18 protein-coding genes are annotated in these 23,701 nt (G+C 58.8%); 10 read left to right on the top strand and 8 right to left on the bottom strand.

What is annotated here, in order from left to right; all coding sequences use genetic code 11:
• Positions 1–6 precede the first annotated feature (6 nt).
• Complete coding sequence (locus H8B14_RS04165) at positions 7–1,962, bottom strand: WG repeat-containing protein (protein WP_187314315.1); 1,956 nt, start codon at positions 1,960–1,962, stop codon at positions 7–9.
• Positions 1,963–2,100: 138 nt separating this feature from the next.
• Here H8B14_RS04165 and H8B14_RS04160 point away from each other — a divergent pair, with 138 nt between their 5' ends.
• Both H8B14_RS04160 and H8B14_RS04155 read left to right on the top strand, forming a co-directional pair.
• A complete protein-coding gene (locus H8B14_RS04160; protein ID WP_187314314.1) occupies positions 2,101–2,502 on the top strand; it encodes a hypothetical protein in 402 nt (133 codons plus the stop codon).
• A 293-nt stretch (positions 2,503–2,795) separates the two neighbouring features.
• A complete protein-coding gene (locus tag H8B14_RS04155) occupies positions 2,796–3,716 on the top strand; it encodes a hypothetical protein (protein ID WP_315984800.1) in 921 nt (306 codons plus the stop codon).
• 38 nt (positions 3,717–3,754) lie between these two features.
• On the opposite strand, the gene H8B14_RS04150 is transcribed toward H8B14_RS04155, so the two are convergent.
• Entirely contained in the window at positions 3,755–4,285 is a 531-nt protein-coding gene (locus H8B14_RS04150; RefSeq protein WP_187314313.1) for an RlpA-like double-psi beta-barrel domain-containing protein, read from the bottom strand.
• 445 nt (positions 4,286–4,730) lie between these two features.
• On the opposite strand from H8B14_RS04150, the gene H8B14_RS04145 reads away from it, so the two are divergent.
• The 4 genes from H8B14_RS04145 (at position 4,731) to H8B14_RS04130 (ending at position 11,409) form a co-directional block, all read left to right on the top strand.
• The gene (locus H8B14_RS04145) at positions 4,731–5,927 is read left to right on the top strand and encodes an SMP-30/gluconolactonase/LRE family protein (protein ID WP_187314312.1); all 1,197 of its coding nucleotides are present in this window, start codon (positions 4,731–4,733) and stop codon (positions 5,925–5,927) included.
• 291 nt (positions 5,928–6,218) lie between these two features.
• Positions 6,219–9,068 (top strand): 2-oxoglutarate dehydrogenase E1 component, encoded by a 2,850-nt coding sequence (locus H8B14_RS04140; RefSeq protein ID WP_187314311.1) that lies wholly within the window; start codon positions 6,219–6,221, stop codon positions 9,066–9,068.
• 114 nt (positions 9,069–9,182) lie between these two features.
• Complete coding sequence (gene odhB, locus H8B14_RS04135; RefSeq protein ID WP_187314310.1) at positions 9,183–10,880, top strand: 2-oxoglutarate dehydrogenase complex dihydrolipoyllysine-residue succinyltransferase; 1,698 nt, start codon at positions 9,183–9,185, stop codon at positions 10,878–10,880.
• Between the two features lie 67 nt (positions 10,881–10,947).
• Positions 10,948–11,409, top strand: coding sequence for a hypothetical protein (locus tag H8B14_RS04130; RefSeq protein ID WP_187314309.1), 462 nt, complete (start codon positions 10,948–10,950; stop codon positions 11,407–11,409).
• 87 nt (positions 11,410–11,496) lie between these two features.
• Here H8B14_RS04130 and H8B14_RS04125 read toward each other — a convergent pair whose 3' ends face one another.
• The 3 genes from H8B14_RS04125 to H8B14_RS04115 form a co-directional block, all read right to left on the bottom strand.
• Positions 11,497–11,889 (bottom strand): group III truncated hemoglobin, encoded by a 393-nt coding sequence (locus H8B14_RS04125; protein ID WP_187314308.1) that lies wholly within the window; start codon positions 11,887–11,889, stop codon positions 11,497–11,499.
• A gap of 131 nt (positions 11,890–12,020) precedes the next feature.
• Entirely contained in the window at positions 12,021–14,780 is a 2,760-nt protein-coding gene (locus H8B14_RS04120) for an alpha-L-rhamnosidase-related protein (protein ID WP_187314307.1), read from the bottom strand.
• 207 nt (positions 14,781–14,987) lie between these two features.
• On the bottom strand, positions 14,988–15,911 hold the full coding sequence (locus H8B14_RS04115; RefSeq protein ID WP_187314306.1) for an EamA family transporter: 924 nt from the start codon (positions 15,909–15,911) through the stop codon (positions 14,988–14,990).
• 296 nt (positions 15,912–16,207) lie between these two features.
• Here H8B14_RS04115 and lpdA point away from each other — a divergent pair, with 296 nt between their 5' ends.
• Positions 16,208–17,614: a dihydrolipoyl dehydrogenase gene (gene lpdA, locus H8B14_RS04110; RefSeq protein WP_187314305.1), complete on the top strand. Its 1,407-nt coding sequence runs from the start codon at positions 16,208–16,210 to the stop codon at positions 17,612–17,614.
• A gap of 63 nt (positions 17,615–17,677) precedes the next feature.
• Here lpdA and H8B14_RS04105 read toward each other — a convergent pair whose 3' ends face one another.
• Together H8B14_RS04105 and H8B14_RS04100 are read right to left on the bottom strand one after the other, a co-directional pair.
• Positions 17,678–18,640, bottom strand: a complete 963-nt coding sequence (locus H8B14_RS04105) for a hypothetical protein (protein WP_187314304.1) — start codon at positions 18,638–18,640, stop codon at positions 17,678–17,680.
• Between the two features lie 26 nt (positions 18,641–18,666).
• Entirely contained in the window at positions 18,667–20,343 is a 1,677-nt protein-coding gene (locus tag H8B14_RS04100) for a hypothetical protein (protein ID WP_187314303.1), read from the bottom strand.
• Positions 20,344–20,500: 157 nt separating this feature from the next.
• Between H8B14_RS04100 and H8B14_RS04095 the strand changes: the two genes are divergently transcribed.
• Positions 20,501–21,760 (top strand): S41 family peptidase, encoded by a 1,260-nt coding sequence (locus H8B14_RS04095; RefSeq protein ID WP_187314302.1) that lies wholly within the window; start codon positions 20,501–20,503, stop codon positions 21,758–21,760.
• A gap of 80 nt (positions 21,761–21,840) precedes the next feature.
• On the opposite strand, the gene H8B14_RS04090 is transcribed toward H8B14_RS04095, so the two are convergent.
• Positions 21,841–22,842 (bottom strand): MBL fold metallo-hydrolase, encoded by a 1,002-nt coding sequence (locus H8B14_RS04090; protein ID WP_187314301.1) that lies wholly within the window; start codon positions 22,840–22,842, stop codon positions 21,841–21,843.
• A gap of 193 nt (positions 22,843–23,035) precedes the next feature.
• Here H8B14_RS04090 and H8B14_RS04085 point away from each other — a divergent pair, with 193 nt between their 5' ends.
• Both H8B14_RS04085 and H8B14_RS04080 read left to right on the top strand, forming a co-directional pair.
• Positions 23,036–23,194, top strand: a complete 159-nt coding sequence (locus tag H8B14_RS04085) for a hypothetical protein (protein WP_187314300.1) — start codon at positions 23,036–23,038, stop codon at positions 23,192–23,194.
• 6 nt (positions 23,195–23,200) lie between these two features.
• Positions 23,201–23,701: a porin family protein gene (locus H8B14_RS04080; RefSeq protein WP_187314299.1), complete on the top strand. Its 501-nt coding sequence runs from the start codon at positions 23,201–23,203 to the stop codon at positions 23,699–23,701.

Here is a 23,701-nt window from a genome sequence, read left to right as displayed (position 1 = left end):
GGCCGCTTATTTCACTTCGTCGGCATCGGTGTCGATATAGAACGTACGGCCTTGCTGGGTGACGCGGGCACGGCCCTCCACAAAGTCAGCGGCGCTGTCGTAGTTGCCGAACGGTTCAGTGCCCTTGGTTGGGTCAGTGAGGTAAGCTTCATTGATAAAAGTGTACTGGCCATTGCGCTTCACGCGGGCCAACCCCTCCCGAAATGGATACGCCTCTTGAAAGATGACCGGCTCTTTGGTAAGTTCTTCGGGGCCGGTGATGTAGAACCAGCCGCGGCGGTCCAGCACGGCGGCCTTGCCCTCACTGAAAGGCAAGGCCGCATAGTAATAGGTGTTGAACTCCTGGCCCTGCAAGTCCAGGAACGTGTAAAGCTTGCCGATGCGGGCACGGGCATAGCCGTCGGAATAGGGCTGCAGCGCATCGTAGGCCGGCGGTACCACCTCTTTGCCGTCTTTACCAAGGAACCCAAACGCGCCATCCAGTTCCACTATTGCCCGGTCCTCCGCCTCAAAAGCCCCCGCCGACGTGTACCGGGCCGGCACCAGCGTATCGGCGTGCGCCGTGAGGTAGCCCCAGCGCCCGCCTTCCTGAAACGGAACCGGCGGCCCGGCTGTGGCGGTGCGCACGCCCCACCACAACAGCCCTACGCCCAGCAAGCCGGCGCCAGCAAGTGTTGCCTGCTTTTTGTAGCGTCGCCATTGCCGGAGGCGCTGCTTGGCCTGCCGCCAGTTCGGCCGCTGAACTGGCTGGGTGGCTGTGGCACTGGGCGTAGCAGCTGGTGCACCATTTAACGTGGAGGGCGTCTGGCGGAGCTGCTGCATCAGGCTTTCCAGCTGTTGGATACGGCTGTCCAGCGCCCGGTTGCGCTCCTCCAGGTCGGTGCGGGAAGCACGCATGGCGGCCTCCAGGCGTTCTTTTTCCTGGTTTTCTAAAGCAAGCCGGGCTTGGAGTGCCTGGGCTTCGGCCGTCACGGGCGGAGCTGCCGTTAGCTGCTGGCGCAACTGCGCAATGCTTTGCTCCCGCTCTTTTTCGCGGGTTTCCAGCGCCTGAAGCTGTGCACCCAGCTCGGCCTGCATGCTGGCGCGCAGCCGCTCCAGCTCATCTTTCTGAGCCTGCGGAGCGGCAGTAGTGTAGGTGTCGTCGGCAAGCTGATCCGCGTCGGGGTCCGACACGTCCTCTGCCCCCAGCCAGCGCCACAGCCAGTTCGCCGCCCTCTTAAGCTGAGTTGCTTCAGGCGAGGCCGGGTTGGCCGTTTCCGGTCGGTCAGCCAGGGTTTGAGTTTCTTCTGAACTGCTTACAGGTTGTGCCGACGTCCTGACCGGGTTGCCCTCAGCGTCGACTAAGGTGGCGAAAATAGCTGGCTGGGATTCCGGTTCCTGCTGCAATAGCTCTTCTGCCAACTGCGTGATGTCAGCAGGCGTTAGGTCGATTTCCGGGGTAGCCAACTGCCGCAGGCGCCGGGTGCAGTTAGCAGGGTTAGGCAGCAGATGAAAGCTGCTGCTGGCGGGCACGCTGCTCATTCGCTCCTCAATTTCGGGCCCAAATATGAGTGGCTGTTCAAACAGCGCTAGGCCCGCAATAAAGTTGAGGTTCACTGCCTCCGGCGGAAGCTGAGGCCGAAGCCAGGCTGCCAGAGCTTCTTTTTGCCGGCTGAATTGCTGAAAAGGATTGTCGGCCCCGGCCGAGCCGGTGAGTGGCCGTCCGGCCAGGCGCCAGGCGCTGTAGCCAAAGTCGGGAATATGAAGCGTGCCGCCGCCTGGCAGCAATAGCAGCAGCACGATGCTGTGCGGCCGGATAAGCACAGCATCGAGCACCTCTTCGTTGGGGCCGTCTATTGCTATATTGCCAAGCAGCAGGGTAACGGGCGCGCCGGTTTCAGCCAGCAACGCCCCGCGTAAATCGTCGAACTGTTGCTGACGGGTGGCGTCTGAGAAAGGAACCGGAAGGTAGGTGTGGAGCATAGAAAAAGCAGCGGTCCGGCCGCAACGCAAAATGGCCGGCAGCTTTCTACGCAGCTAATGGGCATAGGGTAACTCAACTTTTCCGGCGGCGGGCAAGTATAGACAACCACCTTCCTTACATCCGTTAGATTTTTCCCCATGGATTCCACGGCCTCCACTCCCCAAAACACGCCTGTTCCCACAGTGCCCCTTACAGTCACTGATCAGCAAAACACTGCCCTGTTGGAGGATACCCTCACGCTGCTCAACGCTGGCCTTCCCGATAAGCCCGACCAGCAGGGGCTAACTGAAATAGAACGGTGGGAGCAGGTGCTGAAAGCTTCGGAGCGTCCCGGTCTGGCAAAAATAATTCAGGAACTGGCTACGCTTCGTGAGCAGCTCACCGCCCCCGACACCCAGTCGCACGACTTAGCCGAAACGCTGGCTACGCTTGGCGCCGAAACCTCAAAGGTTGCCGAAGAGTCTAATGGTGACTATTCGGGCCCGCTTTTGCACTTAGGAAAAGTGCTTATAAAGATGGGCTCTTCGCTTTCACGCTAGTTTTTTCGGCCTAGTACTACTAGCGCCTATCAACAGCACAGCCCTTATCTGAAAATACGCCTTGCTTCTGGCAATTGGCGTGTTTCAGGTAAGGGCTGTGCTGTTGATAGGCCGCTTGGATACAAGTAAAGCGGTAGGCCGGTATCTGCAACGTACTTTTGCGGCTCTTAGCAGCTTACCTACCTATGGAATCTGGTTCAGTACTTCCGTCTCTTCCGCCCTTGGCTCTCTACGACCCGTTTACGGGGATGCAGTTCAGCCAGAAGCATTGTTTTTTGTGTGGCACATTCACTGTGCCCGGGCAAGACGTGGTGCCTGTGTTTGCCGAGTGGCTGATGACCCGCTATAATCTGCACGAACGCCAGATTAAGCTGCTGGACATGAGCATCGTGCGCTACCAGGACCTGCAGATTGCGTGCTGCCCGCAGTGCCGTGCCCAGCACGTAGAGCCACTGGAAGGGCGTGTGCAGCAAGCTGCCGAGCAAGGATTAGCTGGCCTGCGTCAGCTGGACGAGCAGACCTTGTTTTTGTGGCTAGGCAAGATGTTCTATGGCGTTCTGGTCACGGAACTGCTCAATGAACTGATGCCGCTGGCGCGCCCACAGTACCCGCTGGCCGAAAACGCGCAGCTGTTTCGCCGTTTCCAGGCTTTCTTCCAGCCATTTCAGGCGTTGCGTATACCCATGCAGTACGATGATTTCGTGCCGGGTTCCATCTTCCTGCTGGAAGTTGATCAGCAGGAGGACACGCTGCCATTCTCTTACGATGATGATTTGAGTACCCTCACGTTCAGCATCAAGCTGGATGAGGCTGTGCTTGTGGCTTGCCTCGTAGATAATGGCATCATTCGGCAGGCTATGCGCCGCGTCTACGACGATGCACAGCGACCCCTGCATCCGGTGCAAGTAGCTGAATTTAAGGCCCGAGTATATTACGCCGCCTACTTGCTTAATGTAGTGCCCGATTACTACCCGCGCACCGTGCACCCCGGCGACACTACGTTGGTAATGGACACATTGATTGACGATGTAACGGGCGCTGTATTCAACCCCTGGGAGAACAGCGGATATGCCCAGTCGTTGCTGGAGATGTGGAAGCCCTGGCAGATTCCGCTCTCACAAATTATGCACGACCCAACCCAGCCACTCAGCCTGCTATACGATACCGAAGGGCAGCCTCAGCAGCTGCAGCACTTTCAGGGCCAGCAGGATTAGCACAGGTAGGGGGATACTGAAGGCAGGTGCCGGTTCGGTTAGCTGGCCTGCCAGGATGGCTCGAATACAAACTTGCTAAGCCTGATATTCGGCCAGCGGCCTTCAAGCCCAGATTTGCATTCCCGCTCGTTCACCAGCACATCCACGCAATGGTGGTGGCGGCGGTTCATGGTATCGTGAATGATGTAAACACCATCCAAAGCGTCAGAAATACCACTGACGCGCACTTTATCACCGTATTTGAATGGCCCGCCCCATTTATTAAGTAGGTCGCGGGATACGGCAAGCCAGCGGGTTTTGCTGGAATGACGAGCCGGAATGATGGAGCCATCAGCAGTTTCCATCGGAGCATCGTCGGTTTGGCCCACTTCAGGCCAGTACGTGGTTGCCGTAACGCGGTACGACAGAGATTGAGGAGGAGCAGTGGGCCGTTGCATGGGCGTCACCGGTACTACAAGCTGTACCGGACGGGGGCTAATGCTGGCAACAGTGGATGGCAGCGCAAGAGCCGAGTCTGTGAGGGTGCGGGGTGGAAAGAGTAAGGTTAATAGGAATAAGGCAAGGGACATGACGTTTGGGTTCGTGGACTCTCGCTCTTTGTCCGGAGAGAATGGACAGCCGGCCCGACTCGGCTAATGGGAAGTGCGCCATCTGCGTTAGCAGGCTGAAAGCACAGGGTAAGGTATATTCAGCGGCTTGAAAAGCCGTAAACAAGCAAGTGAAAGGTGATTTGTGGTATAAATATAGATAAAAATAATAATTGATTGCACTTGTAAAATATTGTCTTTTTGGAGGGGTCAAAGGTAACACTTTTTTCTAAACTGGCTTTTTCAGTATGTGCTAATGGCGTTAGTAGAACCTGTATCGAAAATGATTGTTTAAGTCCGCCCCATACGCGCAGAGAAACGATTGGGTTATAAGTGGAGTAAGAACTCTTCAATCATGCCCGCGTATGGAATCAGGACCGTACTTCTTCACTGTCGTTGATTGATGCTCCTTACTTAACCACTGCATATGTATTCATCTGGTCCCCTGTCAAACAAAAAGGTTCTACTGGCAACCAAGCTACTCGCTCTGGCACTGCTGCCTGCCTGCTCCTCGCCCTCTACTCCCGCCACCGATGCCGGCGGCACAGCTGCCGCCACGGATTCAACTCAAACGGCTGGTCCGGTAGCACCTGCTAATTCGCCACTGCAGATAGTAGCCCAATTCCGGGAGCCGCAGATGGTGGGTGTGGCAGTGCTACCCGACGGCCGCGTGTTTGCCGACTTCCCCCGCTGGGACAACAACCCCGTGAACCCCATTGCGGAGGTGATGCCCGACGGCTCGGTAAAAGGCTACCCCGACGCCGACTGGTGCGCTTGGAACGAAACCGTGAAAAACGAGCCCCAGAAGCACTGGATCTGCCCCCAGAGCGTCCACGCCGACAAAACCGGTATGCTGTGGGTGCTCGACCCGGCCTCGCCTGGCATCAAGGGCACGGTGCCCGGCGGCCCCAAGCTGGTCAAAATTGACCCCAAAACCGACAAGGTGGTGCAGAACATCAGCATCCCGGAAAGCGTGGCTTCGCGTAAATCCTACCTCAACGACGTGCGCATCGACACCCAGAACCAGTACGCCTACATCACCGAGTCGGGGGTGGGCAGCTTGGTGGTGGTGGATCTGAAGTCGGGGAAGGCGCGCAAGCTGCTGGCGGGCCATTCCACCATGATGGGCGACACCACGCTCAACATCAAGGCCGACGGCAAGGAGCTGATTGATGCTACCGGCAAGCGCGCCCAGTTCAACGCCGACGGCATTGCGCTGAGCCAAGATATGCAGTACCTCTACTGGAAGCCGCTGACCAGCTACACCCTGTTCCGCATCAAAACGGAAGCCCTGCGCAACCCCGCCCTCACCGATGCCCAACTGGCCACCCAAATTGAGGACCTAGGCAAAGTGCCTGCCTCCGACGGTATGGAAATCGATGCTCAGAACAATCTGTACCTGAGTGCCTTCGAGGATCATTCGATTAAGCGCCGCACGCCGGCCGGCAACATCGAAACGGTGGTGCAAGACCCGCGCCTGGAGTGGCCCGATACGTTTGCCTTCTCCGGCGACGGCAAAACGCTATACGTTACTACATCATCCATCCACAAAACTCCCACTTGGAATAAGGGCATCGGCAAGCAGGACCAACCCTACTACATCTTCAAGATGGCATTGAAGTAGCACCGCAAGCAGTAGCGCGAACTTTGTAGTTCGCGTCCCCGCGCCGTAGCAACGGTAGTCGTTCGGGGGCGCGAACTGCAAAGTTCGCGCTACTGCTTCACTGAAAGCCGTTCCTGCGTGACGGGAGCGGCTTTTGTATTTATTTGATAGATTGGACATCGGTACCTGTGCAAGAAACTCAGGTGAAATTATGTGATTGATTAACAGGTTTATTTGTACATGCGCATATCAGTTTTTACTTCCTGATCAGCCTGTTTACCTTTACCCCCTGACACCACCAGCTCCCACCGCATGGACGCCAACTCTTATATCGCCAACGCCCACGGCGACTACCTCGACAACCTGTACCAGTCTTACAAGGCCGACCCGCAGTCGGTGGATGCGAGCTGGCAGAAATTCTTTGAAGGCTTCGACTTCGCCCAGCAGTACCCCGAGGACGGGATGCCGCAGGCCGATGGCGAAGGCGTACTGACCACCTCGGCCAGCACCAACCAGGCCGGCGCCGTCCGGGCCGTGGACACGGTAGCGGCCGACAAGGAAACGCAGGTGCGCAACCTCATTCACGCCTACCGCAGCCGCGGCCACCTGGTGGCTAAAACCAACCCGGTGCGTGAGCGGAAGGACCGGAAGGCCCGCCTCAACATTGCCGATTTCGGCCTGAGCGACGCCGACCTCGACACCAAATTCAAGAATGGCGAAGTGCTGGGCCTGGGCTCGGAAGCCACGCTGCGCGAGATTGTGGCCGCCCTGCAGAAGGTGTACACCCGCACCATCGGCTTCGAGTACATGTACATCCGCGACCCGCAGGTGCTCGACTGGTTCCGCGAGAAAGTGGAGAAGGACTCGCTGAGCTTCAACCCCGGCGTGGAGTATAAAAAGCGCATCCTCAAGAAGCTGAACGAGGCGGTGGTATTCGAGAACTTCCTGCACACGAAGTTTCTGGGCCAGAAGCGGTTCTCGCTGGAAGGCGGTGAAACCACCATCCCAGCCCTCGACGCTATTATTAATAAGGCTTCGGAACTGGGCGTACAGGAGGTGATGATTGGCATGGCTCACCGCGGCCGCCTGAACGTACTGGCCAACATCATGGGCAAAACCTACGAGCAGATCTTCTCGGAATTCGAGGGAACGGCCGTGCCGGATCTGACCATGGGCGACGGCGACGTGAAGTACCACATGGGCTATTCGTCGGAGGTGGAAACTGAAGGCGGCCAGAAAGTCAACCTGAAGCTGGCGCCCAACCCCTCCCACCTGGAGGCGGTAAACCCGGTGGTGGAAGGCTTTGTGCGTGCCAAAATCGAGCACCAGTACGGCGGCGACTACCACCAGATTCTGCCCATTCTGATTCACGGCGACGCGGCGCTGGCTGGCCAGGGTATCGGCTACGAGCTGACCCAGATGTCGTTGCTGGAAGGCTACCGCACCGGCGGCACGCTGCACTTCGTGATTAATAACCAAGTGGGTTTTACTACTGATTTCGAGGACGCCCGATCTTCGATTTACAGCACCGACCTCGCCAAGATCATCGACGCGCCGGTGTTGCACGTGAACGGCGACGACCCCGAGGCCGTGGTGTTTGCCGTGCGCCTCGCCACCGAGTACCGCCAGCAGTTCCACGCCGATATCTTCATTGATATGGTGTGCTACCGCCGCCACGGCCACAACGAGTCGGACGAGCCCAAGTTCACCCAGCCCACGCTCTACAACCTCATCAGCAAGCACCAGAACCCCCGCGAGGTGTACAACGCCATGCTGGTGCAGCGCGGCGACGTGGACGCGCAGCTGGCCCAGCAGATGGACAAGGAGTTCCGCGACACCCTGCAGGCCCGCCTGGACATGGTGAAGCAGAAGCCGCTGCCCTACAACTACCAGGCCCTCGAAAACGAGTGGCGCAGCCTGCGCCGCAGCAAGCCCGAGGACTTCGAGAAGTCACCGGAAACCGGTATCAGCGAGGAAGTGGTGGCCAAAGTAGGCAAGGCCCTGACCACGCTGCCCGAAGGCTTCCGCCCCCTGAAGCAGATTGAAAAGCTGATGGAGGAGCGCAAGAAGATGTTCTTCGAGACGCGGGTGCTGAACTGGGCTGCCGGCGAGCTGCTGGCCTACGGCTCCCTGCTCGACGAGAAGCACATTGTGCGCGTAAGCGGCCAGGACGTGCAGCGCGGCACGTTCTCGCACCGCCACGCCGTGTTGCACGACGCCGAAACCTCGGCCCCGTACAACTCGCTCAACTACATTGGCGAAGGCCAGGAGAAGCTGAGCATCTACAACTCGCTGCTGAGCGAGTACGCGGTGCTGGGCTTTGAATTCGGCTACGCCATGGCCAACCCCACGGCCCTGGTGATCTGGGAAGCCCAGTTCGGCGACTTCGCCAATGGTGCCCAGACCATGATTGACCAGTTCATCGTGTCGTCGGAAAGCAAGTGGCAGCGCATGAACGGCGTGGTGCTGCAGCTGCCCCACGGCTACGAAGGCCAGGGCCCCGAGCACTCCAACGCCCGCCCCGAGCGGTTCCTGCAGCTGGCCGCCGAAAACAATATCATCGTGGCCAACATGACCACGCCGGCCAACTTCTTCCACGCGCTGCGCCGCCAGCTGACCTGGGAGTTCCGCAAGCCGCTGGTGGTGATGTCGCCGAAGTCGATGCTGCGCCACCCACTGTGCGTGTCGCCGGTGGAGGAGTTCACCTCCGGCCACTTCCGCGAGGTGCTCGGCGACGTGTACGCCGACGCCAAGAAGGTGAAGCGCGTGCTGCTGTGCTCGGGCAAAGTGTACTTCGACCTGCTGGACGAGCAGCAGCAGTCGGGCCGCACCGACGTGGCCATTGTGCGTTTGGAGCAGCTGCACCCCTTCCCAAAAAAGCAGCTTGATGCCGAGCTGGCCAAGTACCCCAAAGCCAAGCTGTACTGGGTGCAGGAAGAGCCCGAGAACATGGGCTACTGGAACTACCTGCTGCGCTTCATGCGCCGCGAGCTGGAAGACGTGATTTCGCGCAAGCCTTCGGCCTCGCCGGCTACCGGCTACAACAAGGTGCACGTGAAGGAGCAGAAGGACCTCGTGGCCCGCGCCTTCGACAAGCCCAAGGAAGCCGTGGCCGACGACAACATCAAAGCCACCGCCGAAGTAGCCAAGAAGCAGGACTAGCCGTAGCGCGAACTTTGTAGTTCGCGTATCTCGACGTTCTTTCACCGATAGTTCAGGAGCCGCGAACTGCAAAATTCGCGCTACACCCACCGAAACCCTTCAAAACTCCCACTTATGGGTCTGGAAATTAAAATCCCCGCCGTCGGCGAGTCTATCACCGAAGTAACCATTGCCAAGTGGCTGAAAGCCGACGGTGACACCGTGAAGCGCGACGAGATTCTGGCCGAGCTGGAATCCGACAAAGCCACGTTCGAGCTGCCCGCCGAGGCCGACGGCGTGCTGAAAATCCGCGTTGCCGAGGGCGAAACCATCGGCATCGGCACCACCATTGCTGAAATTGACGGCGACGGTGCTGCTGCTGCGCCAGCCGCTGCTGCTCCGACCGCCAGCGCCCCGGCTGCTCCTGCTGCTGACCCCGTGAGTAAGGGCGAGGAAAACCCCAAAGCCAGCGACCAGGCCGGCTACGGCGGCCAGCCCGAAGGCGGTGCCGCCGCTCCGGCTGCTGCCCCCGCTAGCAACGGCGGCGGTGCTACCGTGGAAATGACGATTCCGGCCGTGGGCGAATCCATCACGGAAGTGACGGTGGCCAAGTGGCTGAAGGAAGACGGCGCCCAGGTACAGCGCGACGAAATCATTGCCGAGCTGGAATCGGACAAGGCCACGTTTGAGCTGCCCGCCGAAGGCACCGGCATCCTGCGCCACGCCGCCAAGGAAGGCGAAACCATCGGCATCGGTGCTACCATTGCCCGCATCGAAGGCGGCAGCGGTGCTGCTGCTCCGGCTTCTGCTCCGGCTTCTGCTCTCGCCGCTGCTCCCGCCGCTGCTCCCGCCGCTGCTCCGGCTGCTGCCCAGGCTGCTCCGGCCGCCGCTGCTCCGGCGGCTTCGGCAACCACCAGCTACGCTACCGGCACGCCTTCGCCGGCGGCCGGCAAAATCCTCGGTGAGAAAGGCATCAGCCCCGCCGACGTGCAGGGCTCGGGCCGCGACGGCCGCATCACGAAAGAAGATGCCCAGAACGCCCAATCCAAGCCTGCTGCGCCGGCTCCGGCCGCTGCTCCCGCTGCCGCCAAACCGGCTGCGGCACCCCAGACGGCTCCGGCTGCCAGCGGCAACCGCAACGTGCGCCGTGAGCGGATGAGCAACCTGCGCAAGACTGTCGCCCGCCGTCTGGTATCGGTGAAAAATGAAACGGCCATGCTCACCACCTTCAACGAGGTGAACATGCAGCCCATCATGGACCTGCGCAATAAGTTCAAGGACAAGTTCAAGGAGAAGCACTCGGTAGGCCTCGGCTTCATGTCGTTCTTCACCAAGGCCGTGTGCGTGGCCCTGAAAGAGTGGCCCGCCGTGAATGCCCAGATTGATGGCACCGACATCGTGTACAACGACTTCTGCGACATCAGCATTGCCGTATCGGCCCCCAAAGGCCTCGTGGTGCCGGTGATCCGCAACGCTGAGGAGCTGTCGTTTGATGGTATCGAGAAGGAAATCGTGCGCCTTGCTGGCCTGGCCCGCGACAACAAGCTCACCATCGAGCAGATGACCGGCGGCACGTTCACCATCACCAACGGCGGCGTGTTCGGCTCCATGATGAGCACCCCGATTATCAACGCCCCGCAGTCGGCTATCCTCGGCATGCACAACATCGTGCAGCGTCCGATTGCCGAAAACGGCCAGGTGGTGATTCGCCCCATGATGTACCTCGCCCTGAGCTACGACCACCGCATCATTGACGGCCGCGAGTCGGTGTCGTTCCTGGTGCGCGTGAAGGAGCTGCTCGAAGACCCGACCCGCCTGCTGCTGGGCGTGTAATCGTCAGGAATAATACTTTTGAAAGCCGTGCCTCTAATGTGGAGGCACGGCTTTTATTTTGCCAACTATGAAGCAACAGTCTATTCAGCTTGAGTCCGACAATACGATTACTAAGCTGAGTTGCTACCTATGTATGGCGGTAAGCCTGATCATCTGTTTCTTTATTTTGGTTAATGCAGAGGCTGGGCAGAAAAACAGCCAAACCTGGGGTTGGATACTGCTTGTGCTGCTCGTTGGCGTAGTGCCGCCATGGTACTATGTGTCTGCCCTCAAACGATATAGAGTTACGGTCACTAGCCAGGAATTTCTGTTGGAGCAACTGCCAGCAAAAGTCCTGAGCCGACAGTCGATGAATACTTTGCTCGGGTGGTGGGTAGTTACTATTCCAGGGGAAGGGAGTATGGGACGAGGCCTACACTTTGACTTTAAGTACGGTGACCGTGTATACCTGCAAAGTTTGGAATATAGGGGTTTCGATAAGCTGGTAGAATATATGCAAGCTCACTTCTTGCAGAAGAGACTCAAGTAGCAAGCTGCTACTTGCGTCAGCAAGAAAAAGGCCCCTCGAATCAGAATCCGAGGGGCCTTTTTAAAGAGGGGGAACGGTAATAAAAAATTAGTCGACCGGCAGCTCGCGGGTGCGGGTGGCGCTAAGGCGCGTGGCCATTTGTTGCGCTACTTGCTTGGCTTGTTCGGCGCGGGAGCCGGTGAAGTGCTCTTCCACCGTCGAAGAAAACAGATTCAGCCAATGCTCGACGTGGGCACCGCTACGCGGCAGGGCCACTTGCTCGGGCAGGGGCTCGCCTTCAATCGTGCCCTGGCCTAACAGTGTGCTGCTCCAATAACGGTACTGCGACGTGAGGTAGTGAGGCCAGTGGATGCGGGCTGCTGCTCCAAAGCTGGCACCAAGTAGCGTGTCCTGCGTAGCCTTATGGCAGAGCGTGTCCACAAGCGTTTTGATGTCGCCTTCAGTCTGAATGTCGTGGCGAGTAACAGAGGAAGGGTGCATAAGCCAGAATGATTATGGGGTGGGCTACCAATACGTAGCGAATTTACGCAGGTTGCGAATCATTCGCTACTAAATGATAAAGTTTTTATATTTTCTGACAAATATCCTTTTTAAGGAGAATTGAATGGTGGTCAGTTTACCTTGGTGATGCGCAGTTGATCTAAAATAGCCTCATTCACGGCGCCGTTCATATTCTCATTGGCTGCTTCCAGTGTAAGAGTAAGGACCGTGCGGCCTTTTGGCAGTTGCACCACAATTGGGTTGGAGTAGCCCCAATCGGACCACTCGTCCACGCCGCGCTGTGGCAGTACTACCGTGCCTACTTGTGTCGCCCCAAGGCGGAGCGTGCGGATTGCGCACTTGTTGCTGGTGTTGATGGGACCGTTGCCGTTAGCGTAGCGAAAATCGAGGGCGTACATACCCGCCGCTGACACTGATATTGGTACCGCGAGGCGGCGGTTTAGGTCTTTGCTGATAATAACGAAGCCTTTACCGGTGTAGCCTTCGCCGAGATGATCCTTGTGAACCCTTTCCACTTTCAAGGCCACCGCTTCCACTTCCACAAGCTGTGTGTGGCGGGCGGCCTCCGGCACCACCGGCTCACTGGCGAACCCCTCGAAGCCCTGCGCGTCGATGGCCACCACCTGGTATTCGCTGAATGATTGGCCGACGGGCACAGCGTAGGTGGTTTCAGTGGTACGGGCCGCAAACTGGCTGTTGCGCAGCACCTGGTAAGCGCGGGCACCCTCCACGGCAGGCCACACCAGAGCACCAGTCGTATAGCGCACGGCAGGCGTCGGGGGCGCTACGTGGTGCGCTACTTTGTTCTGCGATGAGGCCGCCAACGACATGTTGGGCAGCTCAATCCGGATGTTATGCGGGCCGGTAAGTGTGGCCGGGATGGTGGCGTCGGGCAGCGGCTTACCATCCAGCGTAATCTGGCGGATGCCCTGGCCGAAGCCGACCATTTCGATGTTGAGCACGGCGCCCCGGTACCGAAAGTTGGTGAGCTTGCGCGTACCCGCCAGCGCCTGCGGCACAAACGGCTGGAACGTAAGCTGGTTGGCTTGGAAGTTCATGCCAAACAATCCCTTGTATACCAGCCCCAGTGCGCCCGAAAGGCTCCAGAGCATGTTGCTGCTGTTGATTTGGGTGCCGGCGAAGTCGCCGTTGCTGGCCACAAAGTTTTCCTTGTTGGTCAGGAACAGCGCCGCGGGCCGGGCCACGGCCATCAAACTTTCCATAAAGGCGGTTTCGTTGCCGACTTTCGCCGCTGCCAGTCCCCAATAGCTCTGCACGAAGGGCCACACGGCGTTATTGTGGTAGGGCGGGATGCCGGAAATCTGGGGGTAGATGCACGGCACACCGTAGTCCATGACGGGGGTGCGGGCCACGATGGTTTGCGGCCGGCTGCCCTCGGCCACGCCGAACAGCACTGCCAGCGCCTCACCCAGTGCCTCCGACTTGGGCGACACCTGCTGATGCACGCGGCCGTAGCGGAACTGTCCGTAGTAGCCTTTGTCTTCCAGCCACAGGTGTTCGTTGATGCCCTTGCCGATGCGGGCCGCACGGGTTTGCGCGGCACGGGCCACGGCGGTTTCGCCCAGCTTTTCGGCCATCAGCCCCAGCACGATATTGCCCTGGTAGTGCGCGGCGTTGGTGCCCAGGTTTTCGCTCTGGTAGATGTCCACGGGCTGCATCCACTTGGGGTAGGTTTGCTCGCGCCAGTCCAGAAACGATGATTCGCCGCGCACGAGTCCGGTTTGCGCATCATACGCTACCTGCTCGTCGTCTTCAATAGTGCGCTTGATGATGGGGTACACCTGCCGCAGCCAGCCTTCGTCGCCGGTGGTGAGGTAGATTTCCCAGGCGGCCGTGGCCCAGATAATCCGGTCGGTGGAAACGGGGTAGGCGCCGCCGGTGCCGGTGTCCTGGATGATGCGGCCTTCGGGCGTGACCTTGCGCATCAGGCTGGTTTTGGCTGCTTCCGGCTGCAGCAGCGCCTGGCTCAGAATGATGCTGTAGCTGATGTCGCGAGTCCAGACGCCGGCCCACTCTTGGCCGGTGCGGAACGTGCCGTCGGGCTCCACGGCGCGCTTGGCTTCTTCCAGCGCCATATTGTACAGCGCATCGAGCAGCGGAAAATCAGAAGTGAGCTGCGGAAACGCCGACACATCGAGCGTAGCCTGCCAGCGGGCAGCGGTGCTTTTTTGGTCGGAGTGGGCGTTGAGCACCACCGTGGTTTCGTAGATGCCGTTGCCGTCGGGGTCTTTCAACTCCAGCGGCGGCTTGTTGATGAGGTTGTCGAAGTCCCAGCTGAGCGGCGCAGTGTTGCCAGCCACGAATACGTGCTTGAAATCGGCCTTATAGAGTTTCTGCCCGTTGTGAAGCGTGTAGTAACCCTGCTTCTGAAACGCCGCCAGCATCGGCCGCAGATCCAGCCGGATGGTGAGCGGCGTGTTGGGCGCCAAGTACTGGTTGGCCGGCACCGGGCGCTTGTCCACCGACTGCTGCCCGAACACGATAACCGGCGTTTCGAGGGTTGCACCCCCGGCGGCCGGCAGCGCCAGAAACAGGTGGTCCTGGCCGGGGGGCATTTCGTTGTCTTTGCCGTTGACACTGAATTTGAAGCTCACCTGCGGGCTTTGGAACGCATTGGCGGGGCTTTGGTAGTCAGAGGTCAGCTCCTGGCGGGACAGGGCCCGCGCCGTGTGCGGCCCCTGCACCAGCGAATCACGAAAGACAGTGTAGGCTGCTGATTGCCACACGGGAGCTGGCGGTGCGGCGGCTGGTTGGCTGGCGGTAGTTGGGGAAGTGGGTTTGGCCATCTGGCAGGCAGCAAGGAAACCAAGGCTTAGCAGCAAGCCGGTAGAGTAGGAGAGTCGGGACATGGCGTAAGGTAACGGTAGATGTCTTTTCTGATGACGGACCGAGTTGATGGGAAGACCAGCCGAACAATGCAAAGACGCGTATTCGTGCCTGGCCGTTGAACGGTCGGTATTGCGGTGTATGCAGGTGCAACAACATCAGCACGATGCGGAGACGCGTATTCGCGTCTCCGCATCGTTCAACTGGTTTTTACTGCGCCATTTAGTGGACTACTCTTGCACCGGCGGCCGGGTGGTCCGGCCGCCCAGCACCACCAGCGCCACAGCCAGCACAATCAGAGCGGCCCCGCCTATCATGCCCACGTTTAGCGCCTCGCCCGCAAATGCCCAGCCCAGCAGCACCGCCACCACCGGATTCACGAAGGCGTAGGTGCCTGCCAGTGCCGGCTCCACCACCCGCAGCAGCCAGATGTAAGCCGAAAACGCCACAAACGAGCCGAACACCACCAGATACGCAAATGCACCCCAGGCTTCGAGCGAAATAGCCTCCAGATTATACGCTGCCGCTTCGCCGTGCAATAAGCCCGCTACCAGCAGAAACCCGCCGCCGCACAGCATCTGCATGCCCACCCCCAGAAAGGGCGAGCCGGCAATGGGCTTTTGCTTGGAATACAACGAGCCCACCGACCACATAAAGGCAGCCAGCAGCACGGCCGCCACCCCAATGCCGGGGTGGCCTGGTAGCAGCACCGGCGTTGCGCTGCGTTGGCTCATCAATAGCCCCAGCCCGCCAAGCCCCAGTGCCAGCCCCAGCAGCACTTTGCTGCCAGGCCGAGGTGCTAGCCCCGACGCCCAGCTCAGCAGCACCATAAACATGGGCACCGTGGCTACCAGCAGCGCCGCCGTGCCCGACGGAATGTATTGCTGGGCAAACACCGTAGCACCGTTTCCGAACAGCGGCAGGCAAAAGCCAACCACGGCGGCCCGGCCCCATTCCTGGCGGCTGGGAGCAGCGGCCCCGCTCAGGCGCACGGCGCCGTATTGCAGCGACCCTGCCAGCAGAAAGCGCGACGCCGACAGCAGGAAGGGTGGCCAGGCCCCCAGCGCCACTTTGGTAGCCAGGTACGTGGAGCCCCAAATCAGGTACAGCGCCAGCAGCGCGACTAAGACCAAGGGGCGGAGAGGGGTCGTCATGCGGCAAAGCTACGGCGGATGATGGCTTGGTGGCGTGGTGAATTATCGGTTGTCCGGAGCTTGCGAAGGATCTTGCCACATCAGAACAGCTGCTCTATGACAGGCTGCGGCGTTTCTGTGCGGCGAAAAGCCGTTGCAGCGCTTAGGTCAAACAGGATAGGGTCCTTCGTTGCCGACTGATGCGCGAGAGGCGCAGGATGTATAGTCCGCTCCGGATGACCGATAATTCACCACGCCACCAACCCACCAATCCACTACCTTTGCCGCACGCTGATTTCCACCGAATTCAACTCCTTATGAATCAATACGACGTTACCGTCATCGGCTCCGGGCCCGGCGGCTATGTGGCGGCTATCCGCTGCTCCCAGTTGGGCCTCAAAACCGCCCTCATCGAGAAATACGACACTTTGGGCGGCACCTGCCTTAACGTGGGTTGCATCCCCAGCAAGGCCCTGCTCGACAGCACGGAGCACTACCACAACGCCGCGCATACCTTTAAGGAGCATGGCATTGAGCTGAGCGACCTGCAGATCAATATGAACCAGCTCATCGACCGGAAAAACGGGGTGGTGAAGGCCAATACCGACGGGATTCAGTTCCTGATGAAAAAGAACAAAATCGACGTGCTGCACGGCGTTGGTTCGTTTGTCGATAAGAACCACATCAGCATTGCGCCCACGGCCGGCGGCGAAACCCAGCAGATTGAGACGAAGAACGTCATCATTGCTACCGGCTCCAAGCCCACTGTGCTGCCGTTCATTGCCCAAGACAAGCAGCGCATCATCACCAGCACCGAGGCCCTGAATATCCGCGAGGTGCCCAAGCACATGATTGTAATTGGCGGTGGCGTAATCGGGCTGGAAATGGCCTCCGTGTACGCCCGCCTCGGCGCGAAAGTGTCGGTGGTGGAGTTCATGGACTCGCTCATCCCGACCATGGACCGCGGCCTGGGCAAAGAGCTCAAGCGCATCCTGGGCAAAATTGGCATCGAGTTTTTCCTGAGCCACAAGGTAACCGGCGCTACCCGTGAGGGTGATGCCGTGACGGTAACCGCTACCAACCCTAAGGGCGAGGAAGTAAAGTTTGAGGGCGACTACTGCCTAGTGTCCGTGGGCCGCGTGCCCTACACCGCGGGGCTGAACTTGGAAGCTGCCGGTGTGCAAATGGAAGAGCGTGGCCGCATCAAGGTCGATGAGCATCTGCAAACCTCCGTGCCCGGCATCTACGCCATCGGCGACGTGGTGCGCGGGGCGATGCTGGCCCATAAGGCCGAGGAAGAAGGTGTGTTTGTGGCCGAAACCATTGCCGGCCAGAAGCCCCACATCAACTACCTGCTCATCCCCGGTGTGGTGTACACCTGGCCGGAAGTGGCGGGAGTGGGCTACACCGAGGAGCAGCTGAAGGAGCAGGGCAAAGCCTACAAAACCGGCTCGTTCCCGTTCCGCGCCTCTGGCCGCGCCCGTGCCTCCATGGACCTCGACGGCTTCGTGAAAGTGCTGGCCGACAAGGAAACCGACGAAATCCTGGGTGTGCACATGATTGGCCCCCGCATTGCCGACCTCATTGCCGAAGCCGTAACGGCCATGGAGTTCCGCGCCTCCGCCGAGGACGTAGCCCGCATGAGCCACGCCCATCCCACCTACGCCGAAGCCATGAAGGAAGCGTGTTTAGCCGCCACCGAGAACCGCGCGATTCACATGTAACTCCTGCGCTTGTGGTAAAAATTAGAAGAGGCTGCAACTCCTAGGAGTTGCAGCCTCTTTCTGTTAAGCGGGTATGTTTTTATCTTTGCAGTACTGTTCAAATTCGGTGTCCGTTAGAAAATAAGTGTCGCAGAAATCCGCTAATTCCTTTTCTATTGCTTTAGAGTATTTGTCATTAGCCGTAAGCAATGCTTCAGTTTGCTCAATGAATTTTTCAAAATCGTTGTTGATGTTGCATAATTTATCAATTGTTTTAAAATCAAGTTCTCTAAACTTAGCGGGGAAAATAATTTTGCTCTCATAGGGATTTGGTTTTAACTGTATGATGCCAATTCCAAATGATTGATTAAGTCTCTCCATTTCGTCATTTAGGCTTTCGCTTATCTCTAAAGCAACTAAATATCCAAAATTGGCCCAGCTTGAGTTTGATACTGCCTGAAAGAAAGATTGCTTTAAATCGTAATCAGAATTAATTTCTTTTTTAATCTCATAAGATGTTATCTTGAAAGACTCAACCCTGCTAACTAATCTTAAAAAAGCTTGGCTTGACTTTTTTTGCAATGTAAGAAATTTTATTCCCACCATATCAGGATGTGCCCATTTTTGATTATTATCTTTGCTATTAAGAGATTGTTCGTGAAATATAGTTTTGGAAAAGGTATTTACGTTTTTAAGGTAACTACTTAGTAGTTTGTGTAAATCTCTTTCGTGGTATTTGCTTATTTTTGACTTATTTGCTATTGCTTCAGGTTTTATTAAATCTATGGATTTGCTAGTGATATCTATTGAGTCTTCGTTCTTAGTTAAGTAATAAGAATAATTTCCTTTGCCCGTGCTCACTCTCTTTATTCTAGTGTCTCCATCTCTTATAAAGCCACCAAGTACGGCTGATACTGTTGAAGAAGGAGATTTTGTGTTTGAAAAATCATAATATTCCCTTGTGATTATATGGTTGCATACTTCGTTGTGGGTAGCTGGATTTTGAATTTCATTAAGGGTTAAAAGTACGGCTTCCTTAGTCGTCATATTGTGTGTTTTGAGGTTTAGTTAAATCACGTCTTCTGCACCAATTTAAACCCGTCCTTGGTCACTTGGTACTGCTGGCCCTGGATGGTGATGGTTTCGCCTTCCAGTAACTTGCTCAGGTTCTCGATGTCACCCTCGATGGTGTGGAGGCTGAAGCCGTGCTTGCGGGCCAGGGCGAGGTACTTGGGGTTGATATAGTCGCGGACGCCGCAGAGGATGATGCGCACGTGGGCGGTGGTGTTTTTGAGCAGCTTGGCGTCGCGGGGGAAGGTGTAGTTGTCGGCCAGTAGGATGAGCTCGGCCGAGTCGGGGACGGCGGCCAGCTGCTGGGCGTAGAGCAGGGCTTCGGCGTCGTTTTCGGGCGCGTCGCCGCCGCCGCCGGCCTTCATGGTTTCGATGAGCTTGTTTTTGATGGCCTCGTAGCTGTCGGTTTTCACGTGGTAGAGGCCGCCGGTTTTGCCCGTGCGCTTGTCCTTGTCGGGCTGGTCATTGCCGTCGTTGAAGAACACGAAGGTTTTCTCGTCTTCGAGGGCGCTGAGCTGCAGCCAGGCCAGCAGGTCGTAGGTGTAGGGGAACATGCTGCCCGTCACGTCGGTCACCACCACTTCCTTGCTCCACTCGGGGTGGCGCTGCATCACGCGGCTGACCACGTTGGCATCGGCGGGCAGGGGCATTTCCTCGATGGCGGCGGTATCGGCGGCGGCCAGCAGCTCGCCTTTCTTGGTGATGCGCGCCTCGCAGTAGTCGTTTTTGTGCTGCTTGTTCTTCTTTTTCAGCTGCACTCTATAGAGGCGGGCCGCCGAGTCGGGCAGCGCAAAGCTGGTGAAGCCCATATCGGCCTCACCCAACAGCTGCAGCGGCCCAATGGGCAGCCGGATGGCTCCTTTGGCAATAAAGGGGAACACCTTCCGGTCGATGGGAAAGCCGGAGGCGAAGGCCACGCTTTTCCGAATGGCCTCTTCCAGCTCCGCCACGCATACGGGCCGGGCAGTGGGCAGCACTTTCACTGCCTGAATAGCGCCCCGGGCATCTACGGTCAGCTGAAATTTCACCAGCTGAGCCTCCCGTTGGGGGCACTTGTAGAGGCGGCGTAGGCTGCGGGCCATCTGGCGGTTGGTAAAGCGGGAGCCGGGTAGGTTGCAGGCTACGGCTTTGCCTTTCGATTTCTTGCTGACTTTGAGGCGCTTCTTTTCCAGCAGGCGCAGCTTGCGGGTGAGGCTGTCGAGGTCGGCGCGGCTGGTGGCGGCGGTGGCGTGTCGGGCCACATACACCACAAATCCATGAAAAAACGGCTGGCACTCGGTGGGGCTGTTGCAGCCGGTCTGCTCCACCAGCGTCCACGCCACCGATTCATCCTGCAGCAAGCCCGGCACGCCGGCCGCCAAGTTGCGGATGCGGCTCAGGTTGAGCTGGCGCTGATTGAACGTGGGGTTGAGCTTGAAAGCAGTGTATACCAGGTCAACGCGCACGATGTGGCGGTTTTGCAGGCGCAGGGCTTTCAGGTCGGCGCCCGAAAAGGTGGAGGGCAGCTGCAGCGCCTCCAGATCGGGCAGGGGCTGGTAGCGCGCGGTGCGGTAAGCGTTGAGCTGGTCGTAGAAGTCTGTTAGGGCTGTTTCTGGGGGAGCAGTTTGGGCGTTGGAAGCAGCAGAGACCAGCAGGAGAATAATACCACAGAGAAACGCCCGTAACGGTACAGAGAACATAGAATAGGATAGAAAGCACAAGCAAGTGCAAAATAGGAGTTTGCCGGTTAGCAGGCAGAGTTCTTTTGTGGCAGAAATTGGGGGAGCACCAAAGCAGCCAAGAAGTTAGCTGCTTTTAGTAACTAGCCACCACAACTTTATTCTGAACCAACCCGTCGTGCTGTATTCTTTCCAGCGTCTGCTGTGCCTATTGATTTTGCTGCTGCCCAGTTCTCTCCAGGCCCAGCCAACGCTTACATCCGCGCAGTATCAGCAGGATTTCGACTACTTCTGGACCACCATCAACGATAACTACTGCTACTTCGACAAGAAGCAAACCGACTGGGCCCAGGTGCGACAGCTCTACGGTGCGCAGGTGGTCGGCGTGAGCACCCGGGCGCAGTTTGTGCGGCTGCTGGAAAATGCCCTCAACGAGCTCTACGACAACCACGCCAGCCTCTCCACCAACCTACCCGACTCCCGGCGCCTGGTCCCGACGGGTACCGATGCATGGGCGGAGTTCCAGCAAGGCAAACCGGTGGTGGTGGCCGTGCGCCCCGGCTATGGCGCCGAGCAGGTAGGGTTGCGGCCCGGCATGGAAGTAGTGGCCCTCAACGACGTGCCGATTGCGCAGGCCCTGCTGCCACTACTGGGCCAGAGTTTGAAAACCGTAGACGATGCTGCCCGCACCCTGGCCCTGAACCTCGTGCTGGCTGGCACCCACAATACTCCGCGCAAGCTCACGGTGCGCCTGCAGGGCCGCCGGCAGGATCTGTACCCCGATGCCCCTGTAAACCAGCTGGAGCGCAGAGCTTCCAGGCAGCTGCTGGAGAGCCGCCAGTTGGGTTCTATCGGCTACATCAAACTCAATAACAGCTTGGGCAATAACCAGCTGATAACTGCCTTCGACAGTACGCTCAACGCACTGGCCGGTATGACTGGCCTGATCCTGGATTTGCGCGATACACCCAGCGGCGGCAATACCACTGTGGCCCGCGCCATCATGGGCCGCTTTATCACGCGGGAGCAGCCCTACCAGCGCCACGAGTTTCCGGCGGAGGAGCGGCAGTATGGCATCAAGCGGAGCACGCTGGAAATCGTGTCGCCTCGCCTCCAGCCATACACGCGGCCCTTGGTGGTGCTGGTAGGCCACTGGACGAGTAGCATGGGGGAGGGCATCACTATTGGCTTTGACGCCATGGGCCGCGCTACCATTATGGGCACTGAAATGGCCCGCCTCAATGGGGCCATCACCTCATTTCGATTGCCTAACTCTGGGTTTAACTTCAATATTCCCACCGAGCGGCTGTACAGTGTGGCTGGGCTGCCACGGGAGAAGTTTATGCCGGCCGTTCTGGTGACGCCGGACACACAGGCAGCTGCCGATACGGGCTTGGAAAAAGCGCTACAGCTACTGCAAGCTCCTGCTCACCGCTGAATTTCAGCTAAGCTGTGGCTAAAAACTCCAAAACGGTCCTGCTTGATCTGGCATCTGCTTGCCGAAGCGTAGGCCACCTGCTACTTCGGAGGGTAGGTGGTTTTGATGTTGGGGTGGGGGCGGCGGTTTTGCTGGCGGTTGAGTAGCAGCACGGCCACACCCACCACTCCGGCCACCAGCGCCGCCGTAGCCCACGGACCAACGACGGGCGGTGGCACCGAGCGCACCCCGGAAGCATCCGCTACGGCAGGCTGGCGTACATAGCGGCCGTGGGTGGGCACCGCCTTTTGCCGGAAGTTAGCGGCTAGGTCTTGCAACTGCTGGCGTAGCAGCTGGCCGTGCATCGGAATTCCGTGGCCGGTAGCCGCCACCTCGGGGTTCAGGTTAGCCAGTAGCTCTACGGAGGCGCGGGCTTGCTCCCAGTCTGGCGTGAAGTACGCGGGCGGGCCGTGCACTTCCTGCTTCTGGCTCCAGGTGTTTAGCACGGATTCGGCCTGCACCGTCACGAAGGCGTCGCCGGCCAGCAGCGTCCGGTCGGCGTCGCGGAAAAACGAAACGTGGCCGGCGGTGTGGCCTGGCGTGTGCACCCAGCGCCAGCCCGGCAGGTGCGGCACCGAGCCATCCTCGGGCAACGACTGCACACGCCCACCCAAATCCAGCGGCTTCTTAGGGTAGAGAAACGACATAGCTGCCATGCCGCCGCCTCCCACCGTAGGGTCCGGTGGCGGATACGACGATCGGCCCGTGAGGTAGGGAAGCTCCAGCGGATGCGCATACACTACCACGTCGGGCCAGGCCTCCAGCAACTCCGGCAAGGCCAGCACATGGTCGAAGTGGCCGTGGGTGAGGATAATGGCCTGGGGCGGCGAGTCGGCCCCGAACAGCTCGGCGGCGTGCTGCCAGATGTGGTCGGCGGAGGCTGGTAGGCCGGCATCCACCAGCACCCATGGCGCGCCCTCGGCAGGTTGCTCCTGGGGCCACACGTAATAGAGGTTCACGAACACGTTGCGCCAGCCCGTTAGGCCGGGCACTACAGCTTGCAGGGCCGGAGAAGTGGCGCGTGTCGAATGGTTGGAGAGCATAGATTCAGGAGCTAAGTGGCGCAAGACCAACGCTTGCCTACGGCTGAATCTGAGCCGGTGTTATTGTCTGAGCTTCAGTTTTTTTGCGCCTGTTGAGCTTACTGCTGCATTTTGCGCAGGCGTTGCAACCAGCAGGCAGCCCCCGCGGCTCTGGTAGTAGAAGCACGCCATTCCCACCTTTCTTTACGCCATCATGCGTCTCAAATTACCCATCCTCGGCGGGCTGCTGTTGCTGGCCGGCACCTGCCATGCACAGATAGGGCTACGCGCCGGTGTCAATACCTACACCATTGCCACCAAAGCCGTCCGCGACGCGCAGTATGCCAGCGCCGATGCTAAGTCGGGCTACTAGCTAGGCGTGTTTTACGAGTACAAGCTGAGCCGCCAATTCTCCGTAGTACCAGAGCTGCAGTTCAGCCGCCAGCGCACCAACTTGTTAATCAACGACCAGTCGGTGGATGATGGCGGCTACGATGCCGCTTATCGTCTGCAGTTCAGCTACCTGCACGTGCCCGTGGTGCTACGCGGGCGTTTCGGCCATTTTTACGCCGAATTAGGGCCTCAGGCCAGCCTGCAAGTGGCTGCCCGCGAAACCGGCACCGAGAAAATCGGCACCTTCTCCGGCAGCTACACCCAATCCTTCGACCGGCCTGCCACCGACAGCTACCGCCGATTCGACGTGGGAATATGCGCCGGGCTGGGTGTGCAGCTGCCGGCTGGCCTGGCCCTGGGGCTGCGCGCCAGCACCGGCCTTCTTTCCCTCACACCAGCGCAGCGCAACACCGCCAGATACGATGGCCGGCAGCGCAGCCAGATGGTGCAGGCCTCCATCAGCTACCAGCTACCGCCCCGCTCCTGA

Origin of the sequence: Hymenobacter puniceus (assembly GCF_014333525.1) — a bacterium.
In the GTDB taxonomy this organism is placed as follows: domain Bacteria; phylum Bacteroidota; class Bacteroidia; order Cytophagales; family Hymenobacteraceae; genus Hymenobacter.
This window is presented reverse-complemented; position numbering and strand designations above follow the sequence as displayed.